The following is a 16,723-nucleotide window of genomic DNA, read 5'->3' as shown; positions in this document are numbered from 1 at the left end:
TTCGCATGCTACGACTCGTTCTCTGCTCCCTCGCCCTCCTTTTCCTCACCGGGTGCGGCTCGGACGATAACGTGACGCGGGGGGAGGAGGGACGGCTCCAACTCGGCAGCGAGGAGGCCCGGACCGTCGTCGAACGCTCCGTCCGGCTCGGGGCGCGCACGCTCGTCATCGACGCCGAAGTGGGCTCGATCACCGTCGTCGGGACGGACGGCGAGGAGGCGGAGCTTCGCTTCGAGCAGGTCGCGCGCGGCTCGTCGGCCACGACGGCGCAGAAGAAGCTGGACCGGATGTCGATTGAGGAGGCGGGCGACGGCGAGATCTACCAATACGTCGTGCGGACGGACGACGCGGAGGGCACGCAAGTGAACATCGAGGCGCGCGTGCCGAGGGCGACGCCGCTCCAGATCGGGCTCGAGAACGGCAGTGTCCGGCTCTCCGGCACCGCCGGAAACATTGGAGTCGAAGCCGAGAACGGGTCGATCGAGGCCGCCGGGCTCGCCGGGCAGCAGGTCGACCTCCGGACGACGCTCGGGAACGTCGAGGCGGGCTTCGCCGCGCTCTCCACCGAGGCCGACGTGCGGCTCGAAACGGAGAACGGCGCCGTCCTCCTCGCGCTGCCGGCCGAGGCAAATGCTACCGTGGACGCGAGAACGCAGACGGGCTCGATCTCCGTGCAGGGCCTCGGGTTCACCGACCGGAACCTCGACGAGGACGGCGTGAGCCAGCGGTTCCGGGGTCGGCTCGGGCAGGGCGGCGCGAAGATCCGCGCTACCACCGAGGTCGGCACGATTACGCTGCGCGACGGGCACGCCCGCGAACTCGACGGCCTCGTCCTCGACCTCTTCACCCCGCGCGACGACACGACGGTCGTGCCGTCCGGCGCGCCCGTCGCCCCGACGCAGTAGCCGAATGAGCGCACGCGTTGCCATCGTCCCCACCGCGCTGGAGCACGCGCCCGCGATCCAGCGCCTCGCGTCCCACCCGGACGTCGCCGCGACGACCCTCGTTCCTCATCCGTATCCCGACGACGGCGCCGTCCGCTTCGTCGAAGACCTCGTGCTGCCCGGCCGCGCCGCCGGGACGCAGTATGCCTTCGTGATCGTAGCGGGCGGCGAGGTTGTCGGGCACATCAGCGTCAAAAACGTGGACCGCGCGCGGGGCGAAGCGGAGATCGGGTACTGGATCGGGCGGCCGTATTGGGGGCGGGGCTATGCGAGCGAAGCGGTGCGGCGTATCGTCGCGTTCGCCTTCGAAGAGATCGGGTTGCGGCGGCTCTACGCGCACGTGCTCGCGCACAACCCGGCGTCGGGGCGCGTGCTGGAGAAGGCGGGGTTCGTGCCCGTCGCGCTCCCGGCCGAGGCACTTCCGAATGCCTGCCTCGCGAAGGGGGAGACGCTGGGGTACGAGCTTTACCGCGCCGGGGCGTAGCGGAAAAGGTCGATTGGAGCGCACAGAGGACGTTTCGGCAATAAGCCGGGCGGAGCCTCCGTTGAGAAAAGGTGAAGAGGGTGCAGGGCACGGCGCGATGCCGGGGCTGCGATTGGCGTTGAGCCTTTCCGCCAGCCGGGGTTTCGTTAGGGCGGGGTTCGCTCGCCGGCGTGCCTTCCTGTTCACTCACCCAACCCACGGAGGCCGTGATGCATCGCATCCGCTTATTCCTGCTCCCCCTCGTCCTGCTCGCCGTCGCCGGGCTCATCCCCAACTCCGAGCCCAACCCCGCAACCGGGAAGCTCGCCGGCACGGTGGTCGACGACCTCGGCGACCCGCTCCCGGGCGCGAACGTCGTCGTCGACGGCACTCAACTCGGCGCGTCGACCGACATCGACGGCAACTACTTCATCATCGGCGTCCCCGTCGGCGAGTACACCGTCACGGCTTCGTTCGTCGGCTATCAGCCGCAGTCCGTCGAGAAGGTGCCCGTCCGAAACGGTTACACGACGGAACTGAACTTCGAGCTCGGCCCGCAGTCGCTCGGCGAGATCACCGTCGTCTACGAGCGGCCGATCATCCAGAAAGACGCCATCGGCGCGCCGCGCGTGCTCTTGGGCGAGGAGATGAGCAACCTCCCGATCCGCGGCGTCACGGGCGCGGCTGAGGCAACGGCCGACGCCGCCGCGCCGGGCCGCCCGAACGCGCGAGCGCTGGAACTCATCCCCGGCATACAGACGAACAACCCGCCGCCCGTCGACCGCGAGGGTTACGCCGCGATCGTTGAGAACGACTTCAAGCGGCCGACGGACGCGCCGCTCTCGACGTTCTCGATCGATGTGGACGCGGCGAGCTACGCCAACGTCCGCCGCTTCCTCGACGGCGGTGCGCTTCCCGTCACCGACGCCGTCCGCATCGAAGAGCTCGTCAACTACTTCGACTACGATTACGCCGATCCGACGGGCGAGCACCCGTTCGCCGTCGTCACCGAAGTCTCGGAGTGCCCGTGGGCGCCGGACCACCGGCTCGTCCACATCGGCCTGCAGGGCGAGCGGATCGACACGGCCGACCTCCCGCCGAGCAACCTCGTCTTCCTGATGGATGTGTCGGGCTCGATGAACAGCCCCGACAAGCTGCCGCTGCTCAAGCAGGCGTTCGCGCTCCTCACCGACAACCTCCGCGAGCAGGACCGCGTCGGCATCGTCGTCTACGCCGGGGCCGCGGGCGTCGTGCTCGAACCGACGAGCGACCGGCAGGCGATTCTCGACGCGCTCGGCCGGCTCGAAGCCGGCGGCTCGACGGCGGGCGGCGAAGGCATCAAGCTCGCCTACGACCTCGCTCGCAAGCACTTCGACGCCGAGAAGAACAACCGCGTCATCCTCGCTACCGACGGCGACTTCAACGTCGGCGCGTCGTCCGACGCTGAGATGATGCGGCTCATCGAGCGCGAGCGCCAGTCGGGCGTCTTCCTCTCCGTGCTCGGCTTCGGGACGGGCAACCTGCAGGACTCGAAGATGGAGACGATCGCCGACCACGGCAACGGGCACTACGCCTACATCGACTCGATCTCGGAGGCGCGGAAGGTGCTCGTCAACGAGATGGGCGGCACGCTCGTCACGATCGCCAAAGACGTGAAGCTCCAGGTCGAGTTCAACCCGGCGCACGTCGCGGCCTACCGCCTCGTCGGCTACGAGAACCGCTTGCTCGCCGACGAGGACTTCAACGACGACACGAAGGACGCGGGCGAACTCGGCGCGGGCCACTCCGTGACGGCGCTCTACGAGATCGTGCCCGTCGGCGTGGAGTCTCCGGCGATGGGGAGCGTCGACGAGCTGAAGTATCAGGCCCACCGCGTGCGCGGCGACGCCGCAACGAACCCCGAACTGCTGACGGTGAAGCTCCGCTACAAGCGGCCGGACGGCGACACGAGCCGCCTGCTCGAAGCGACGCTCGCCGATGCCGGCACGCCGCTCGTCGCGTCGTCCGAGTCGTTCCGCTTCGCCGCGTCGGTGGCCGAGTTCGGGCTGCTGCTGCGGGACTCGGCGCATAAGGGCCGGGCGAGCTTCGAGAACGCGAAGATGCTCGCCGAGGGCGCGCGCGGTGAAGACCCGCACGGCTACCGCGCCGAGTTCGTCCGCCTCATCGACGCGGCCGACGCGCTGACGCGGGCGGAGGTGGCGACGCGGTAGCGACCCCCAGCCGCGCTCGCGGTCGTTCCGACTCTGCGAGTCTTCACTCCCGGCTTCGCGCGGCTGTCCCCCTCGATGAGGGGGACAGCCCGTTGCGTCCTGAGCGGAGGCGAAGCCTCTGCGATGGCGCGACGGGCAGGGGGTCAAAGGCGTCAGTCTGCTCCGCCTCCGAACTCCCGCCGGATGACGGCCTCGGCGGGCTTGCCCTGCGGCGTGAAGTCGCCGACGCGGCTGCGGTCGGAGGGCGGGTGCCACTTCCAGAGGATCGCCCCGGCCATCCACGGCTCGGGCCAGACCTCCTCGAAAAAGGCCTCGTAGAGCCGGGCCTGCAACGCCTCGTCCGGCTCCAGCGTCGGCGTGTGGCGGTCGGGCCACTCCCACGGCCGGGCGGCGGCGAAGGGCACATCGCGGTAGCCGACTTCGGTGAAGAGCACAGGCTTGCCGGTGCGGCGGTGGACGGCCTCGATCGCGCGCTCGTGCTGCTCCCAGCCCGCGCGGAGGTCGGCGACCGTGGGGGCGTCGGCCTCGGTGAGCGGGAAGTAGGCCTGGATGCCGATCGCGTCGAGCGCGTCCCAGAACGGCACGTGCTCGAAGTCGTCGTACCAGTTGGCGGCGTACGTGATCTGCCCGTCGTAGACCGCGCGGATCTCGGCGATGAGGCCACGCCAGAACGCCTCACGCTCGCGCACGGCGCGCGCCAACTCGGTCCCGATCACGAGGAGGGGCGCGTCGATCTCGGCGGAGAGCCGGGCGTAGTGCAGCGCGAAGTCGCGGTAGCTCGCTTCCCACGCAGCCCAGTCGGCCTCCGTCTCAAACCCGATGTTCGCCGACCACTGCTCGGGGTCGTGGCTGCCGATCCAGACCTGCGGCTTGAGGACGAGGCGGAGGCCGAGCGTGTCGGCCTGCCGGGCGAGGGCGCGGATGCCGCGGTCGCCCTCGGTGTACCAGTCGGCGTCGTAGTTCGTGCGAAAGCCGGGGTCGTCGGTGCGGCGCTGGAAGCCGAAGGGGATGACGGCGACGTGCGTGGCGCCGAGCGCGGCGATCTCCGGCATCAGCGACGGCGGCGGCGGCTGGCGGGCGTCGAGCGTGACGCCCTGCAGGCGGACGGTTTCCGCGAGGGCCGCCGGCCGTGCTTCGGATGAGGGCGGCGACGGCGTTTCTGCCGGCACATCAGTGCATGCGGCGAGGAGGGCGGCGAGGAGCACGAGCGTCCAGCGAGGGGGGAGCGGCATGGCGGCGGGAAGTCGGGAATCGAGAAGTATACGCCGTCGCCGCAGTGCGCCCGCGCCGCCCAGCGTGGGCGCTACGACGACTGCGCGGCCCCGTTGCCGCTCATCGCCAGGAGCAGCGGGCCGATCTCGGCGGCCCGGCGGACGTCGAGCTTCGTGAGTACGCGCTCCGTGTGACGCCGCACCGTGTGGACCGACACGCTGAGCCGATCGGCGATGGCGGCCGTCTCCACGCCCCGCGCCCGGAGGTGCGCGACGCGGGCCTCCTGCGGCGTGAGATCGAACCGCGCTCGCACCGTCTCCTCACTCGGCAGGACGACGTGGGCCCCCTCGGCCCGCACGAGTACGGCAGGCGACCGCGACGACGGCGGGCGGAGGTACGCCCCGACCAGCCGCACCCGTTCCCCGCCGACCTCGACGGTGCAGGAGGGCGAGACCGGCGTTCCCTGGTGGTAGCCCCGCAGCAGCGCCCGTGCATGCTGCTCCGCCGCCGCGTGCAGCACGCTCCCTTCCACAAGGCCGAGGACGAGGCGCGTGGCTGCGGCCGAATGGTGGAGGAAGCGGCCGGCCTCGTCGAAGAGCCACACCGCCGTCGCCATCCCGTCGAGGACGGCCGCGACGTGCGGGGAAGCGAAGCCGCTGGGCCGCTCGGACGCAGGGTGTCCGAGCGTCTGCTGGAGCATGTTGACGCCGGCGGAGAGAGCCGGCTGGAGCAGGGCGAGGAGCGTCCGCGCCGGGCCGGTCTTCGGCCCTTGCGCCGCCGCCGAGCCGCCGAGGACGATGTCGGCCGTGAGCGTGTCCGAGAACCCCATCGCCAGCGAGGGCACGCCGGTCGGGCGGCCGTAGGCGCGAAGGCTGATGGTCCGGTTCATCCCCAGCGGGCGGTACCAATCGTTGAACGCTTCCCCTTTGACGTATTGGGTGTGGAGGGGGACGTGCTGGGTGTCCTCTTCCAGCGCCCAGGCTCCCCCGAACTGCTCGAGCATCGCGGGGGCCTCGTCGGTGGCGGCGAAGTGCGCGAAGTAGGAGGCCATCACGCCGGCGTCGAGGTCGGTGATGACGCGGGGGCCGGTGGGGAGGGTGAGAATGAATATGGCCCCCTCGGCGCCAAAGAGCGTCTTGAGTTCGGCGTTGACGGCCGCCATCCACACCTCCGGCGAGGGATGCGTGAGGGGGGCGAGGAGGAGCTGCTGGGCGCCGGCGAGGCTGGCGAGGTGGGCGGACGAGAGGGGCTCCATCGTAGCGGGTGGGGGCCGGGCCAGCGCCCTCGTGGGAGGAGAACGAACGGGGCCGTGCCGGTGAACCTTTCGGCCGGAGTGTGAAGGGAAATTAGGGCATCTGTCCTATGCGGGACCCCGGTGTCGGGGCCAAAATTGTGCTCCCCTAACCACCGCTTCCGCCATGTCCACCCCGCCCACCCCCGTCCGCGTCGTCCTCGCCGAGCCGTTTCCGTTGCTGCGCGACGGGCTCGCCTGCCTGCTAGAGCAGCACCCCGCCGTCGTCCTCGTGGGGGAGGCGTCCGAGGCCGGGGCGCTCCGCCACCTCAGGGAGCGCCTCGCGCCGGACGTGATCCTCTCTCACCCTCATTTCCTCGACAAAGACGAGCGGGGGACCCAGCCTGATTCCTCCTCCGAGGGGGCTACCGGGGAGGCTTTCGACGAACTGGCCGTTCGCGTCGTCGCCCTCGTGGATGAGGCGGAGCCGGTGCGACGCCGCGTCCTCGCCCTCCTCGACGACGGCGTGGCCGGGTTCGTCTCGACGCGGGACGATGCCGAGACGGTACTGGAGGCGGTGTGCGTGGTGGCGCAGGGCGGTGAGGTCTACCTCAGCCCCCGCGTGGCGGCGCGGCTGGCCCCGCCGGGTAGGCGGCGCAGCGAGGACATCGACGAAGGTGAGGATCCGCTAACGCCGCGCGAGCGCGAGGTGCTCGCGTGCGCCGCGCTCGGCTATCCCAACGCCCGCATCGCGGACGAACTCGGCCTCGCGCCGGGGACGGTGCGCAACCACCTCTCGGCCGCCTACGCCAAGCTCGGCGCGCGGACGCGCGGCGAGGCCGTGGTGTGGGCGTGGCGCTACGGCCTCATCGACCTCCCGCCCGCTCCGGATGTCGAGCGCCGATGAAGACGTCCGATCCGTGACAAATGCCACAGGCGCGGGGCGCGGGCAAATCCCTATCGTCTCGCCCTCGACGCCTATAGCCCTCCATCCTTCACTAACCACTCGTGTCTCTATGAACCTGCTCCGTTACTCCGTTCGCTTCGCATTCCTCACGCTGCTCCTCCCGGCCTTCGCCCTCACCGGCTGCGACTCCGACTCCGCAGACGAAGGGGGGGACAATGGCGGCTTTCCCTCCAGCCTGACCGGCCTGTGGGGTTCCGATGAGGATCTCGGGACCTACGTCGAGATCGCTGCTGATGGTCGCATAGTCGGTTTCCCCATTCGCTACATGGGGCCGTTCGCTTGCTTCGAGGACGTAGAGGACGACGAGGAAATTCGCATCGAGCCGCTCGGCGGCGACCGCTACGCCATCGTTGAGCGCAACTCCGATGGCAGCATCGACCGAGACGAGGTTACTATCACCGTCGACGGCAACCGGATGACTATCGTTGACGAAGACGACGGCGACGTCTATACGGAGACGTACACGCGGTGGACCCAGGACGTGAACGCATGTGCTTTCAACCTGCGGGACGATTACGAGCTCGAGAGCATCGACGGCGAGGCGCTCCCCTACAGCTACACGGCTACGGGCTCTACGGGCCAGACCCACCAATTCGTCGTGAGCCAGGGGGAGGCCTACCTGGACAGTGACTACTCGGATGTGCGGGCCAGTGTGATTCAGACGTTCCCGAACGGCAGCAGCGCAGGGGGGTACGGGGTGAGCGGGACGATCTCAATCACGTCGAGCGCTGGAGCTTTTCAGATTCTCCCCGACGAATACACGAGCACCAACTACCCCGGCGCCTCGGCCACAGGCCGTCCCACGGCGATGGGTGTAGCGGTTACGCTCCGCCATCCGGAGCTTGGGCCGGAGCCACTTGAGCTTACTTACCGCCGCATCGATGGCGACGACTTCGCCGCGAAGCGGCGGCTCACCCCGGTCCGGTGAGCGCGAAGAGGCGGGCGGGGGTTCGTGGTGGGGCCCCGCTCGCCTCCTCGCTTTCGTGCTCCTGCCCATCGCTCGCCCATTCTTGTCCTCAATAACTATGCTCCAACGCCTCTTCCGAAGCACGCTCGCGGCGCTCTTCCTCCTGCTCGCCGTGTCCCTGCCGGTCCGCGCGCAGAGCGCCGCCGACGCCCGCGCCGCCGTGCCGTCGCCCCTCATGCTCGCCCGCGGCGACGCCGGGGTCGCCCTCCCCGACCGCGCCACGGCGCTGTTCTACAACCCGGCTCACCTCGGGCAGGCGACGGGGGCCCACGTCACGATCACCGGCCTCTCCATCGGTTCCAGCTCGAGTGTGCTCGACGCGATCGACTTCTACGAGAACGAGCTGGCGAACGCCGACGACCTCTCGGATTCGGAGTTGGAAGAGGTGGAGGACCGGGCCTACGACCTCCTCGGCTCCCCGATCACGCTCCGCTCGACGGTCCACCTCCCCTCGTTCAGCTTCCGCGCCGGGAGCGTTGGCGTCGGGTTCGGCGCGTTCGTGCAGCAGACGGCCCGCGCGCAGGCCGTCGACACCGGCGCGCGCTACCCGGAGGCGGCCGTGTTCGGTCAGGTCGACGGGATCGTCGCGCTCGCGGCCGGCGCGCCTGTAGTCGGCACGCCCCTCACGCTCGGGGTCTCCGGCCGCTACGTCCAGCGCCACGTCTCGGCCTACCGCGAGGAGATCGACGACTTCGACACGCCGCCCCTCCTCCGCGGCTCGACGCTGGCCTTCGACGTCGGCGCGCTCTACCAAACGAAGGTGCCGGGGCTGACGGCGGGGCTCGCCGTCTACGACCTCGTCGGGGGCGGGATGTCCTACAGCCGGACCGACTTCTACGGGCTTCTCGGTGACGTCGACGCCGATTCCGATGTGGAGGAGCAGGCGCGGGAGGCGCTCGAAGACCGGGGCGGCCCGAGCCTACGGCTGGGCGCGGCCTACCAGGTCCCGGCAGAGCGCCTCGGCGGCTTCGGGCGCGCCGCCGTGATGGCGGACTGGCTGAGTTCCTCGACGACGGAGGACGGGCAGGGGCTGTTTCGAAAGCTCCGGTTGGGGGCGGAGGCCGGGTTTGGGCCGATCCGGCTCCGGGGCGGATTCGGGCAGGGCTACCCGTCGGTCGGGGCGGGGCTGGACCTCCTCGTGCTCCGGCTCGACTACGCGCTCTACGCGCAGCAGGAAGGGCTCGCCTCAGCGAGCGACGGGGCTACGTACGCCCATTTCCTCCAAGTCCGCATCGGCCGCTGACCTCCGCCGGCCGGGGCCGATTCCGTCGCACCGACTCACCCGTCCAGCCCTCACTACCACCAAACGCAACCTCATGAACACATCCTGCTTCTCTTGCCGCCGCGCGCTCTTGGCGCTCCTCCTCGTCCCCGCCCTCGCCCTCACCGGCTGTGACTCCACAGACGATGAAGACGAGAACGGCAACGCCACCTTCGGTGGGACGTACGAAGGCCGCTACATCGATCCCAACGATAACACCCTCATCGCCCTCGAAATACCGGACACAGCGAGCGGCTCTTTCGCGTTCACTGGCACTTCGACCCTGCATACCGACAGACCGAATCCGACGACGAGTAGCTACACGGGCACAGGGACCTACAATCATCCGAACCTCGCGCTCACGATCGAGGACGAATTCGGTCAAGAGACGATCGGAGGGACAGTGAGCGACGACCGGGATACGATTACGATCACGACCATCACCGAGGGAGGGGAGGCGGAAGCCTTCGATGTCGTCCTCCGTCGGCAGTAAAGCGCGCAGCAGAAGGGCTACGTCACGATCACACTCACCCGGAGCGGCCGGGTGCCCGAGTCGATGGCCCCCGAGTGCCCGGCTAACCCCTGAAGGCGCTCCCGTCAGACGGCCCCTACACCGACGGGGGGTAGGGCTCGCGCTCTGCCCCCCGTTCGTTTTGCGGGCTTTGCAGAGGCGTTGAACCAAACGAGCGGGGCCTAGTTGGAGGGGGTGCCTCTCTCGTCTCGCCCACGTCTCCCTATGTCCTCTCGCTCCTCCTCCCGCTCGTCGAGCGCCTCCGCTCGTTTGCGCGCCGCCGGCCGATGGGCCGCCACCCCGTTCCGTCGATACGCCGCCGTCGTGCGGGACCCGGAGCAGCCGTGGCCCAAGCGGATCGCCGTCGGCCTCGGCGGGCCCATCGCGCTCGGCCTCGCGTTCGTGCTCGCGCTCGTCGTCTACGCCCTGTTCCTCATCCCCTCGACGCCGTCCACGGCCGAGCTACGCCGCGTGGCCGAGGTCCGCCCGAGCATCGTCGTCTCGGCCGACGGCGAGGAGCTCGCGCAGTTCGAGCGTTCCAACCGCGAGTGGCTGCCGCTCGACTCCATCTCGACCCACGTCATCGACGCCCTCATCGCCACCGAGGACCGGCGGTTCTACGACCACGGCGGCATCGACGTGCAGCGGCTCGCGACGGCGACGGTGCGGACCGTCACGGGCGACCGGCAGGGCGGCTCGACGATCACGCAGCAGCTCGCGCGCAACCTCTACCCCGACGAGGTCGGCCGCTCGTTTACGGTCAACCGCAAGCTCCGCGAGATCATCACGGCGCTCAAGATCGAGCGGCAGTACGAGAAGGCCGACATCCTCGAAGCCTACCTCAACACGGTCCCGTTCCTCTACAACGCGCGCGGCGTCGAGATGGCGGCGCGGACGTACTACGGCAAGCGCGCCTACGACCTCAGCGTGCTCGAAGCCGCCACGCTCGTCGGCATGCTGAAGGGGACGAGCTACTACAACCCCGTCCGCAACCCCGAGCGCGCCGTCGAGCGGCGGAACGTCGTGCTCGGGCAGATGGTCAAGGCCGGCGCGCTCACCGACGCCGCCCGCGACTCGCTCAAGACGCAGCCGCTCGGGCTCGACTTCGAGCGGCAGAGCGGGCCCGACAGCCGTGCGCCCCACTTCACCCGCTACGTCCGCGAGTGGCTCACGAGCTGGGCTGACGAGCGCGGCTACAACCTCTTCGAGGACGGCCTCGTCATCCACACCACGCTCGACTTCCGCCTGCAGCGGATGGCCGAGTCGGCCGTCCGCGCCCAGGCCGAGGGGCTGCAAGCCGTCGCCGACGTCGAGTGGAGCCGGGCGTCGATGCCGAGCCTCGGCGGCGGGCTCTCGGCGTACGAGGGCTACCGCGCCGGCATCACGCCGTTCGACTACTTCTGGCGCTCGAAGCCGAAGCTCGTCACGCGCTTCGTCCGCAGCACGGGCCGGTTCGAGCAGCTCGTCGCAGGCGGGGCGAGCGAGGCCGCCGCGCTCGACAGCCTCCGCGCCGACGCCGCGTTCATGGACTCGCTGCGCACGGTGAAGACCCGGCTCGAAGCGGGCTTCGTCGCCGTCGAGCCGGGCACGGGCTACCTCCGCGCGTGGGTCGGCAGTCGCGACTTCGACGTGGTCGCCTACGACCACGTCTACCAGGCCCGGCGGCAGCCCGGCTCCACGTTCAAGCCGTTCGTCTACGCCGCCGCGCTCGAACGCGGCTGGCTCCCCGGTGACACGTTCCCCGACGAGGCCGTCGCAATCCCCATCGACAACGGGCGGCAGACGTGGCGGCCGGCGAACGCGGGCGGCTACTCCGGCCGCGACCTCACGCTGACGGAGGGCCTGGTGCAGTCGAAGAACACGATCACGGCGCAGCTCATGATGGAGGTCGGCCCGGCGAACGTGGTCTCGCTCGCCCGCCACCTCGGCGTCCGCGAGAGCCCGCTCGACCCGGTGCCCGCCCTCGCCCTCGGCACGAGCGACGTGACGCTCCTCGAGATGGCGACGGCGTACGCCACGCTCGCGAACGGCGGCGGCTACCGCGAGCCGATCCCCGTGACGCGCGTCGAGACGGCGAGCGGGCGCATCCTCGCCGAGTTCGGCGGGGCGTCGGAGCGGGCGATCCCGCGCGACGTGGCGCAGACCGTCGTCCACATGATGCGCGGCGTGATCGACCAGGGCACGGGCCGCCGCATCCGCAGCCAGTTCGGCATCACGGCGGATGTGGCGGGCAAGACCGGGACGACGCAGAACGGCGCCGACGGGTGGTTCCTCCTCATGCACCCCACGCTCGTGGCGGGCGCGTGGGTCGGCTTCGAGGAGCCGGCCGTCGCGTTCCGCTCGGACTGGTGGGGGCAGGGCGCGCACAACGCGCTCCTCGTCGTCGGCGACTTCTTCCGCGCGGCCGAGCCGACGCTCCCGGACGTCGAGTTCGACACGCCGTTCCGCTACCGCGAGCCCGGCTCCATCTTCGCTCGCACCGACCGCTACGACCCCGAGGACGACGCCTGGGCCGACTCGTTCGCCACCGCCGACACGTCGCGCTACAGCTACGAATCGCCCTACGGCAGCGACTCGCTCTACTCCGACTACGACGACTTCGACTCCGACTTCGACGGGACCGACGAGGGGGACATCGAAACGGACGAAGGAGACGACGCCGAGGAGGCCGCGGCCGACGACGAGGCGCCGAAGACGGCCGTGCAGCGGCTCTACGACCGGCTCGATGAGGAACCGCCGCCGGCCGTGGGGCAGGGCGCGCCGGATCCCGAGCCGCAGGCTGACAGTAGTGCAGTAAACGGCGACGAATAAAGGCCCCGACGCGCGGCTGGTGGCACCCGGATTCCGTCGCCCCGCCCGGCTCCGTTCCGACGTACCTTCCGCCCGATCTTCATCCCCCGTACCTGCTCATGAACGCGCCGACCGCCGTGTCCGATCTCACCGCCTCGCCCGTCAGCCTCCCGCTGCCCGACTTTCTGCAGAACTACCGCGAGACGCTCCAGCGCATGTTCCACCGCCGCGCCGACATCGACGCGATGGGGCTGCAACGCGGCTTCCCCGGCTTCATCATGCGGGACATCTTCGCGTGCGACCCGCTCTCCGTCTTCATCCCGAAGGAGTACGGCGGGCGCGGCGGCGAAGTCCGCGAGGGCCAGAGCATCCTCGAAGCGTCGTCGTACGAGTCGCTCGCGCTCTCGCTCACCGTCGGCATCAACGGGGCGCTCTTCCTCCAGCCCGTCGCGAAGTACGGCGAGGAGTCCGTCAAGCCGACCGTCTTCGACCGCTTCCTCCACCAGAAAGCGCTCGGCGGGCTGATGATCACGGAGCCCGATTACGGCTCCGACGCGCTCAACATGAAGACGTCGTACGCCGAGCGCGACGACCACTACCACCTCGAAGGGACCAAGCACTGGGCCGGCCTCACCGGCTGGGCCGACTACTGGCTCGTCACCGCCCGCCAGCGCGACGCGCAGGGCGACCTCGCCCGCGACATCGACTTCTTCATCGTCGACGAGAACGACGCCGCGCAGGGCATCACCGTCGAGGAGTTCTACGAGAACCTCGGGCTCTACATGATCCGCTACGGCCGCAACCGCGTCGACGCGCGCGTGCCGAAGGCGCACCGGCTCGTCCCGCACTCGACCGGCATCAAGATGATGCTCGACCTCCTCCACCGCAGCCGGACGCAGTTCCCCGGCATGGGGATGGGCTTCATCAAGCGGATGCTCGACGAGGCCCTCGCCCACGCGAAGGATCGCCTCGTCGGCAACCAGCCGCTCTTCGACTACGACCAGGTCCGCGCGCGCATCGCCCGGATGCAGGCCGAGTTCACGACGGTTTCGGCGATGTGCCTCTACGCCAGCGAGAACGCCGGCATCGAGAACGACCTCTCGAAGGCGTCGGTCCCGGCGAACGCCATCAAGACCGTCTGCACGGACATGATGCAGAGCGCGTCGCAGTCACTCGTCCAACTCCTCGGCGCGAAGGGCTACACGCTCGACAACGTCGCCGGGCGCGGGATCGTCGACAGCCGCCCGTTCCAGATCTTCGAGGGCTCGAACGACATCCTCTACCAGCAGGTCACCGAGGCCGTGGTGAAGGGGATGCGCCGGATGAAGGAGACGAACCTCTACCAGTACCTCAAGAAGGACGACCTCACCGCCCGCGCCGCCGACTACTTCAAGGACACGCTCGACTTCGACATCGACATGCAGATGCCGCAGCGGAAGCTCGTCGAACTCGGCCAGGCCCTCAGCCGGATCGTGTCGATGGACCTCACGATCGAGCTCGGCACGCGCGGCTTCCGCGGCGACCTCATCTCGAACGCGCTGACCGTCCTGAAGCAGGACGTCGATGCCATCGTGACTACGTATCGCAGCAGCCGGCTCGCCGAAGTCGTCGAGGGCTACAAAGAGGACGGCGGCTGGCTCCCCTTCGTCGCACCGAAGACGGCGTAGCACCAGCGGCCGACAGAGCATGAGGGCGGCGGGCTTCGGCTCGCCGCCCTTTTCTATCCCGTCAACAGCACCTTCCCCGTACGGCCGGACGCGCGGCTGAGGGCGACGGCCCCGGCGAAGTCGGCGAGATCGTACGTCGCGTCGACGGGGAGGAGGAGGGCGCCGCCGGCGATGAGCGTGGCGAGGTGCGTGAGCGCTGCCCGCGTTTCGTCGCGCGGGGCGAGCTCGAACCAGCGCGTGCGCCAGAACCCGCGCACAGTCGCGCGCCGGAAGATCAGCATGCCGCCATCGACGGTGAGGGGCTCGCCGCTGAGCCGGCCGTAGACGAGCATCGTCCCCTCGTCGCCGAGGCACCGCGCCACGAGGCTTCCGACCGCGCCGCCCACGCCGTCGAGCGCGCCTGCCGCGCCGCCCGCCGTCACGTCGAGAATCCGCTCGCGCACGCTGTCTTCTTCGCCCTCCGTCACGAGCACGTCGTCGGCACCGAGCGCGGTGAGTTCGGCGCGGGCGTCTTCGCGTCGGACGAGGTTGACGGTGCGGAGGCCGCGACGCCGGGCGAGCTGGATCACGAGGCGGCCGACCTGCGAGGTCGCCGCCGTCTGTACGAGCCAGTCGCCCTCTTGCAAATCGAGGTGCTCCAGCATCAGCCACGCCGTCAGCGGGTTGACGAAGAGCTGCGCCGCCGCCTCGTCCGCCACGCCCGCCGGTACAACGAACAGATCATCGGTTCCGACGACGACGTGCTCACGCCACGTCCCTTCGACGCCGAGCGGGACGACGCGCTGCCCGATCTCCACGCCCGTCACGCCGTCGCCGAGCGCGTCGACGCGGCCGACGCCTTCGTGCCCGCCGACGGCGGGGAGGTCCGGCAGATTCCCGTAGTGGCCGAGGACGGTGTGCAGGTCGGCCGGATTGATGGAGCGGTGCGTCATCCGGACGCGGACCTCGCCCGGTCCCGGCTCGGGCGTCGGCACGTCGTCGAGTTGGAGGACGTCGGCGGGCTTGCCGAAGGCGTGGTAGCGGAGGGCGCGCATGTCAGTCGATGTCGAGGACTTTGTGGGTCTGCACGGAGACGCGCCACGTCGGGTGCGCGAGGGCCGTTTCGACGGCGAGGTGCGTCGCATCGGCGAGGCGGGGGCCGTCCTCGGGCTGGAGCCAGAGGTAGCGCCGCTCGCGCCCGCCGACGACGTGCGGGCGGACACGCTCGGCGAAGGCGGCGTACGCGGTGGGCCGGTAGTCGGGCACGACGAGCTTGAGTTCGTCGCACGTCTCCAACTTCAGCCGGTCCTCGGGCAGCTTCGGGCTGCACACGATCCAGTCCGGCGGGACGATTTCGCCTGCGCCGTCGGTGCAGGCGTCGGCGAGGGCCACCGTTCCGTTCGTCTCGACGGCGACTTCGAAGCCGACGGCGTGGAGTGCGCGGACGAGGGCGGCGTCGACTTGGAGCAGGGGCTCGCCGCCGGTGAGCACGCAGAATCGGATATCGCCGCCGGTGCGGCGGACGCGGTCGGCCAGGGCGTCGGCGGAGAGGCGGACGGCGCCCTCCTTCGTGAAGTCGGTGTCGCACCACTGCGGGCAGTCGGCGCCGGTGCGGGCGGCGTCGCGGTCGCGGTCCTGCGCGTAGCCCGACCACAGGTTGCAGCCGACGAGGCGGACGAACACGGCAGGGCGGCCTGCCCACGCGCCCTCGCCTTGGAGCGTTGTCCACACGGCCTTGACCGCGTACTGCTTCGCCCGTCGTTTCGTCGGTTCCGGCGCGGTTACAGCCATCCCTTCGCCTCCGCCTCTTCGTAGCCCTTCGCCCGGAGGATCGACGCCGGGTTGTCGAGCCGGCCGTAGCCCCACGCATGGCGCTCGGAGCGGTCGCCGTTGTAGTCGGTGTGGCTGAGTTCGCGGACGGCGTCGAGCACGTCCACGCCATCGACGGTGCCGAGGTCGGCGGCGAGCTTCCACGTTTCGGCTTTCGTCCGGTGCATCAGCGGGGTGTGAATCCGGAGGTCGGCGTCGAGCGCGAGCCCGAGGGCACGCTGCTGGGCCTCGACAAAATCGAGTCGGCAGTCGGGGTAGCCCGCGTAATCCGTCTGGCACATCCCGCCGACGAGGTCGGTGATGCCGCGCGTGTAGCCGACGCTCGCGGCGACGGCGAGGAAGAGCGCGTTGCGGCCGGGGACGAACGATGCGGGAAGGTCGGGCGCGCGCTCGTGCGGGCCGCTGACGTCCTTGTCGTGCTCGGTGAGGGCGCTGCCCGAGAGGAGTCCGGTGAGGTCGAGCACGGTGAACGGGACATTCGCGAGGTCCGCGATCCGCTGCGCCTGCTCCAGTTCCACGGCGTGCTTCTGCCCGTAGCGGAATCCGAGCGCCTCGACGCGCGCGAAGCCGCCGAAGTCGGGATGCTTGGCCCAGAAGAGGCAGATCGTGGAGTCCTGCCCGCCGGAGAACAGGACGAGCGCCTGCCCTGAGGGTGTCGAAGAAGTGGGAGAGCCAGTCATGCACATCGTGG

The 16,723-nt window shown here is 70.0% G+C and carries 14 protein-coding genes; 9 read left to right on the top strand and 5 right to left on the bottom strand.

Annotation, left to right across the window (positions count from 1 at the left end):
- The first annotated feature begins 5 nt into the window (after positions 1 to 5).
- From ABJF88_00855 to ABJF88_00845, 3 genes are all read left to right on the top strand, one after another.
- Complete coding sequence (locus tag ABJF88_00855; protein MEP0545459.1) at positions 6 to 905, top strand: DUF4097 family beta strand repeat-containing protein; 900 nt, start codon at positions 6 to 8, stop codon at positions 903 to 905.
- A 4-nt stretch (positions 906 to 909) separates the two neighbouring features.
- Positions 910 to 1,428, top strand: a complete 519-nt coding sequence (locus ABJF88_00850) for a GNAT family N-acetyltransferase (GenBank protein MEP0545458.1) — start codon at positions 910 to 912, stop codon at positions 1,426 to 1,428.
- A gap of 209 nt (positions 1,429 to 1,637) precedes the next feature.
- Positions 1,638 to 3,617, top strand: a complete 1,980-nt coding sequence (locus ABJF88_00845) for a von Willebrand factor type A domain-containing protein (protein ID MEP0545457.1) — start codon at positions 1,638 to 1,640, stop codon at positions 3,615 to 3,617.
- Positions 3,618 to 3,769: 152 nt separating this feature from the next.
- Here ABJF88_00845 and ABJF88_00840 read toward each other — a convergent pair whose 3' ends face one another.
- Together ABJF88_00840 and ABJF88_00835 are read right to left on the bottom strand one after the other, a co-directional pair.
- Entirely contained in the window at positions 3,770 to 4,849 is a 1,080-nt protein-coding gene (locus ABJF88_00840; GenBank protein ID MEP0545456.1) for a hypothetical protein, read from the bottom strand.
- Positions 4,850 to 4,920: 71 nt separating this feature from the next.
- Complete coding sequence (locus tag ABJF88_00835; protein ID MEP0545455.1) at positions 4,921 to 6,084, bottom strand: helix-turn-helix transcriptional regulator; 1,164 nt, start codon at positions 6,082 to 6,084, stop codon at positions 4,921 to 4,923.
- 163 nt (positions 6,085 to 6,247) lie between these two features.
- On the opposite strand from ABJF88_00835, the gene ABJF88_00830 reads away from it, so the two are divergent.
- The 6 genes from ABJF88_00830 (at position 6,248) to ABJF88_00805 (ending at position 14,223) form a co-directional block, all read left to right on the top strand.
- Positions 6,248 to 6,967: a response regulator transcription factor gene (locus ABJF88_00830; protein MEP0545454.1), complete on the top strand. Its 720-nt coding sequence runs from the start codon at positions 6,248 to 6,250 to the stop codon at positions 6,965 to 6,967.
- Positions 6,968 to 7,076: 109 nt separating this feature from the next.
- Positions 7,077 to 7,955 carry a hypothetical protein gene (locus tag ABJF88_00825; protein MEP0545453.1) on the top strand — a complete coding sequence of 293 codons (879 nt, stop codon included), beginning with the start codon at positions 7,077 to 7,079 and terminating at the stop codon, positions 7,953 to 7,955.
- A gap of 97 nt (positions 7,956 to 8,052) precedes the next feature.
- Entirely contained in the window at positions 8,053 to 9,237 is a 1,185-nt protein-coding gene (locus ABJF88_00820; protein ID MEP0545452.1) for a hypothetical protein, read from the top strand.
- A gap of 109 nt (positions 9,238 to 9,346) precedes the next feature.
- Positions 9,347 to 9,748 carry a hypothetical protein gene (locus tag ABJF88_00815; GenBank protein MEP0545451.1) on the top strand — a complete coding sequence of 134 codons (402 nt, stop codon included), beginning with the start codon at positions 9,347 to 9,349 and terminating at the stop codon, positions 9,746 to 9,748.
- 243 nt (positions 9,749 to 9,991) lie between these two features.
- The gene (locus tag ABJF88_00810) at positions 9,992 to 12,577 is read left to right on the top strand and encodes a transglycosylase domain-containing protein (protein MEP0545450.1); all 2,586 of its coding nucleotides are present in this window, start codon (positions 9,992 to 9,994) and stop codon (positions 12,575 to 12,577) included.
- A 98-nt stretch (positions 12,578 to 12,675) separates the two neighbouring features.
- Positions 12,676 to 14,223: an acyl-CoA dehydrogenase family protein gene (locus ABJF88_00805; protein ID MEP0545449.1), complete on the top strand. Its 1,548-nt coding sequence runs from the start codon at positions 12,676 to 12,678 to the stop codon at positions 14,221 to 14,223.
- Between the two features lie 53 nt (positions 14,224 to 14,276).
- Here the strand turns inward: ABJF88_00805 and ABJF88_00800 are convergent, their stop codons facing one another.
- From ABJF88_00800 to queC, 3 genes are read right to left on the bottom strand one after another with little or no spacing between them, the layout of a single operon-like run.
- Positions 14,277 to 15,257 carry a zinc-dependent alcohol dehydrogenase family protein gene (locus tag ABJF88_00800; GenBank protein MEP0545448.1) on the bottom strand — a complete coding sequence of 327 codons (981 nt, stop codon included), beginning with the start codon at positions 15,255 to 15,257 and terminating at the stop codon, positions 14,277 to 14,279.
- 1 nt (position 15,258) lies between these two features.
- Positions 15,259 to 15,993 carry a 7-carboxy-7-deazaguanine synthase QueE gene (locus tag ABJF88_00795; GenBank protein MEP0545447.1) on the bottom strand — a complete coding sequence of 245 codons (735 nt, stop codon included), beginning with the start codon at positions 15,991 to 15,993 and terminating at the stop codon, positions 15,259 to 15,261.
- Positions 15,984 to 16,712 (bottom strand): 7-cyano-7-deazaguanine synthase QueC, encoded by a 729-nt coding sequence (gene queC, locus ABJF88_00790; protein ID MEP0545446.1) that lies wholly within the window; start codon positions 16,710 to 16,712, stop codon positions 15,984 to 15,986. Before queC ends, ABJF88_00795 begins: the two co-directional genes overlap by 10 nt.
- Positions 16,713 to 16,723: the final 11 nt, after the last annotated feature.

The organism is Rhodothermales bacterium, assembly GCA_039944855.1.
In the GTDB taxonomy this organism is placed as follows: Bacteria; Bacteroidota; Rhodothermia; order Rhodothermales; family JANQRZ01; genus JBBSMX01.
This window is presented reverse-complemented; position numbering and strand designations above follow the sequence as displayed.

Excerpts from the sequence above, each read along its gene's own strand:
- ABJF88_00810 (MEP0545450.1), top strand. The coding sequence starts at position 9,992 with ATGTCCTCTCGCTCCTCCTCCCGCTCGTCGAGCGCCTCCGCTCGTTTG.
- ABJF88_00855 (MEP0545459.1), top strand. The coding sequence starts at position 6 with ATGCTACGACTCGTTCTCTGCTCCCTCGCCCTCCTTTTCCTCACCGGG.
- ABJF88_00825 (MEP0545453.1), top strand. The coding sequence starts at position 7,077 with ATGAACCTGCTCCGTTACTCCGTTCGCTTCGCATTCCTCACGCTGCTC.
- ABJF88_00840 (MEP0545456.1), bottom strand. The coding sequence starts at position 4,849 with ATGCCGCTCCCCCCTCGCTGGACGCTCGTGCTCCTCGCCGCCCTCCTC.
- ABJF88_00820 (MEP0545452.1), top strand. The coding sequence starts at position 8,053 with ATGCTCCAACGCCTCTTCCGAAGCACGCTCGCGGCGCTCTTCCTCCTG.
- ABJF88_00830 (MEP0545454.1), top strand. The coding sequence starts at position 6,248 with ATGTCCACCCCGCCCACCCCCGTCCGCGTCGTCCTCGCCGAGCCGTTT.
- ABJF88_00800 (MEP0545448.1), bottom strand. The coding sequence starts at position 15,257 with ATGCGCGCCCTCCGCTACCACGCCTTCGGCAAGCCCGCCGACGTCCTC.
- ABJF88_00835 (MEP0545455.1), bottom strand. The coding sequence starts at position 6,084 with ATGGAGCCCCTCTCGTCCGCCCACCTCGCCAGCCTCGCCGGCGCCCAG.
- ABJF88_00795 (MEP0545447.1), bottom strand. The coding sequence starts at position 15,993 with ATGGCTGTAACCGCGCCGGAACCGACGAAACGACGGGCGAAGCAGTAC.
- queC (MEP0545446.1), bottom strand. The coding sequence starts at position 16,712 with ATGACTGGCTCTCCCACTTCTTCGACACCCTCAGGGCAGGCGCTCGTC.
- ABJF88_00850 (MEP0545458.1), top strand. The coding sequence starts at position 910 with ATGAGCGCACGCGTTGCCATCGTCCCCACCGCGCTGGAGCACGCGCCC.
- ABJF88_00845 (MEP0545457.1), top strand. The coding sequence starts at position 1,638 with ATGCATCGCATCCGCTTATTCCTGCTCCCCCTCGTCCTGCTCGCCGTC.
- ABJF88_00805 (MEP0545449.1), top strand. The coding sequence starts at position 12,676 with ATGAACGCGCCGACCGCCGTGTCCGATCTCACCGCCTCGCCCGTCAGC.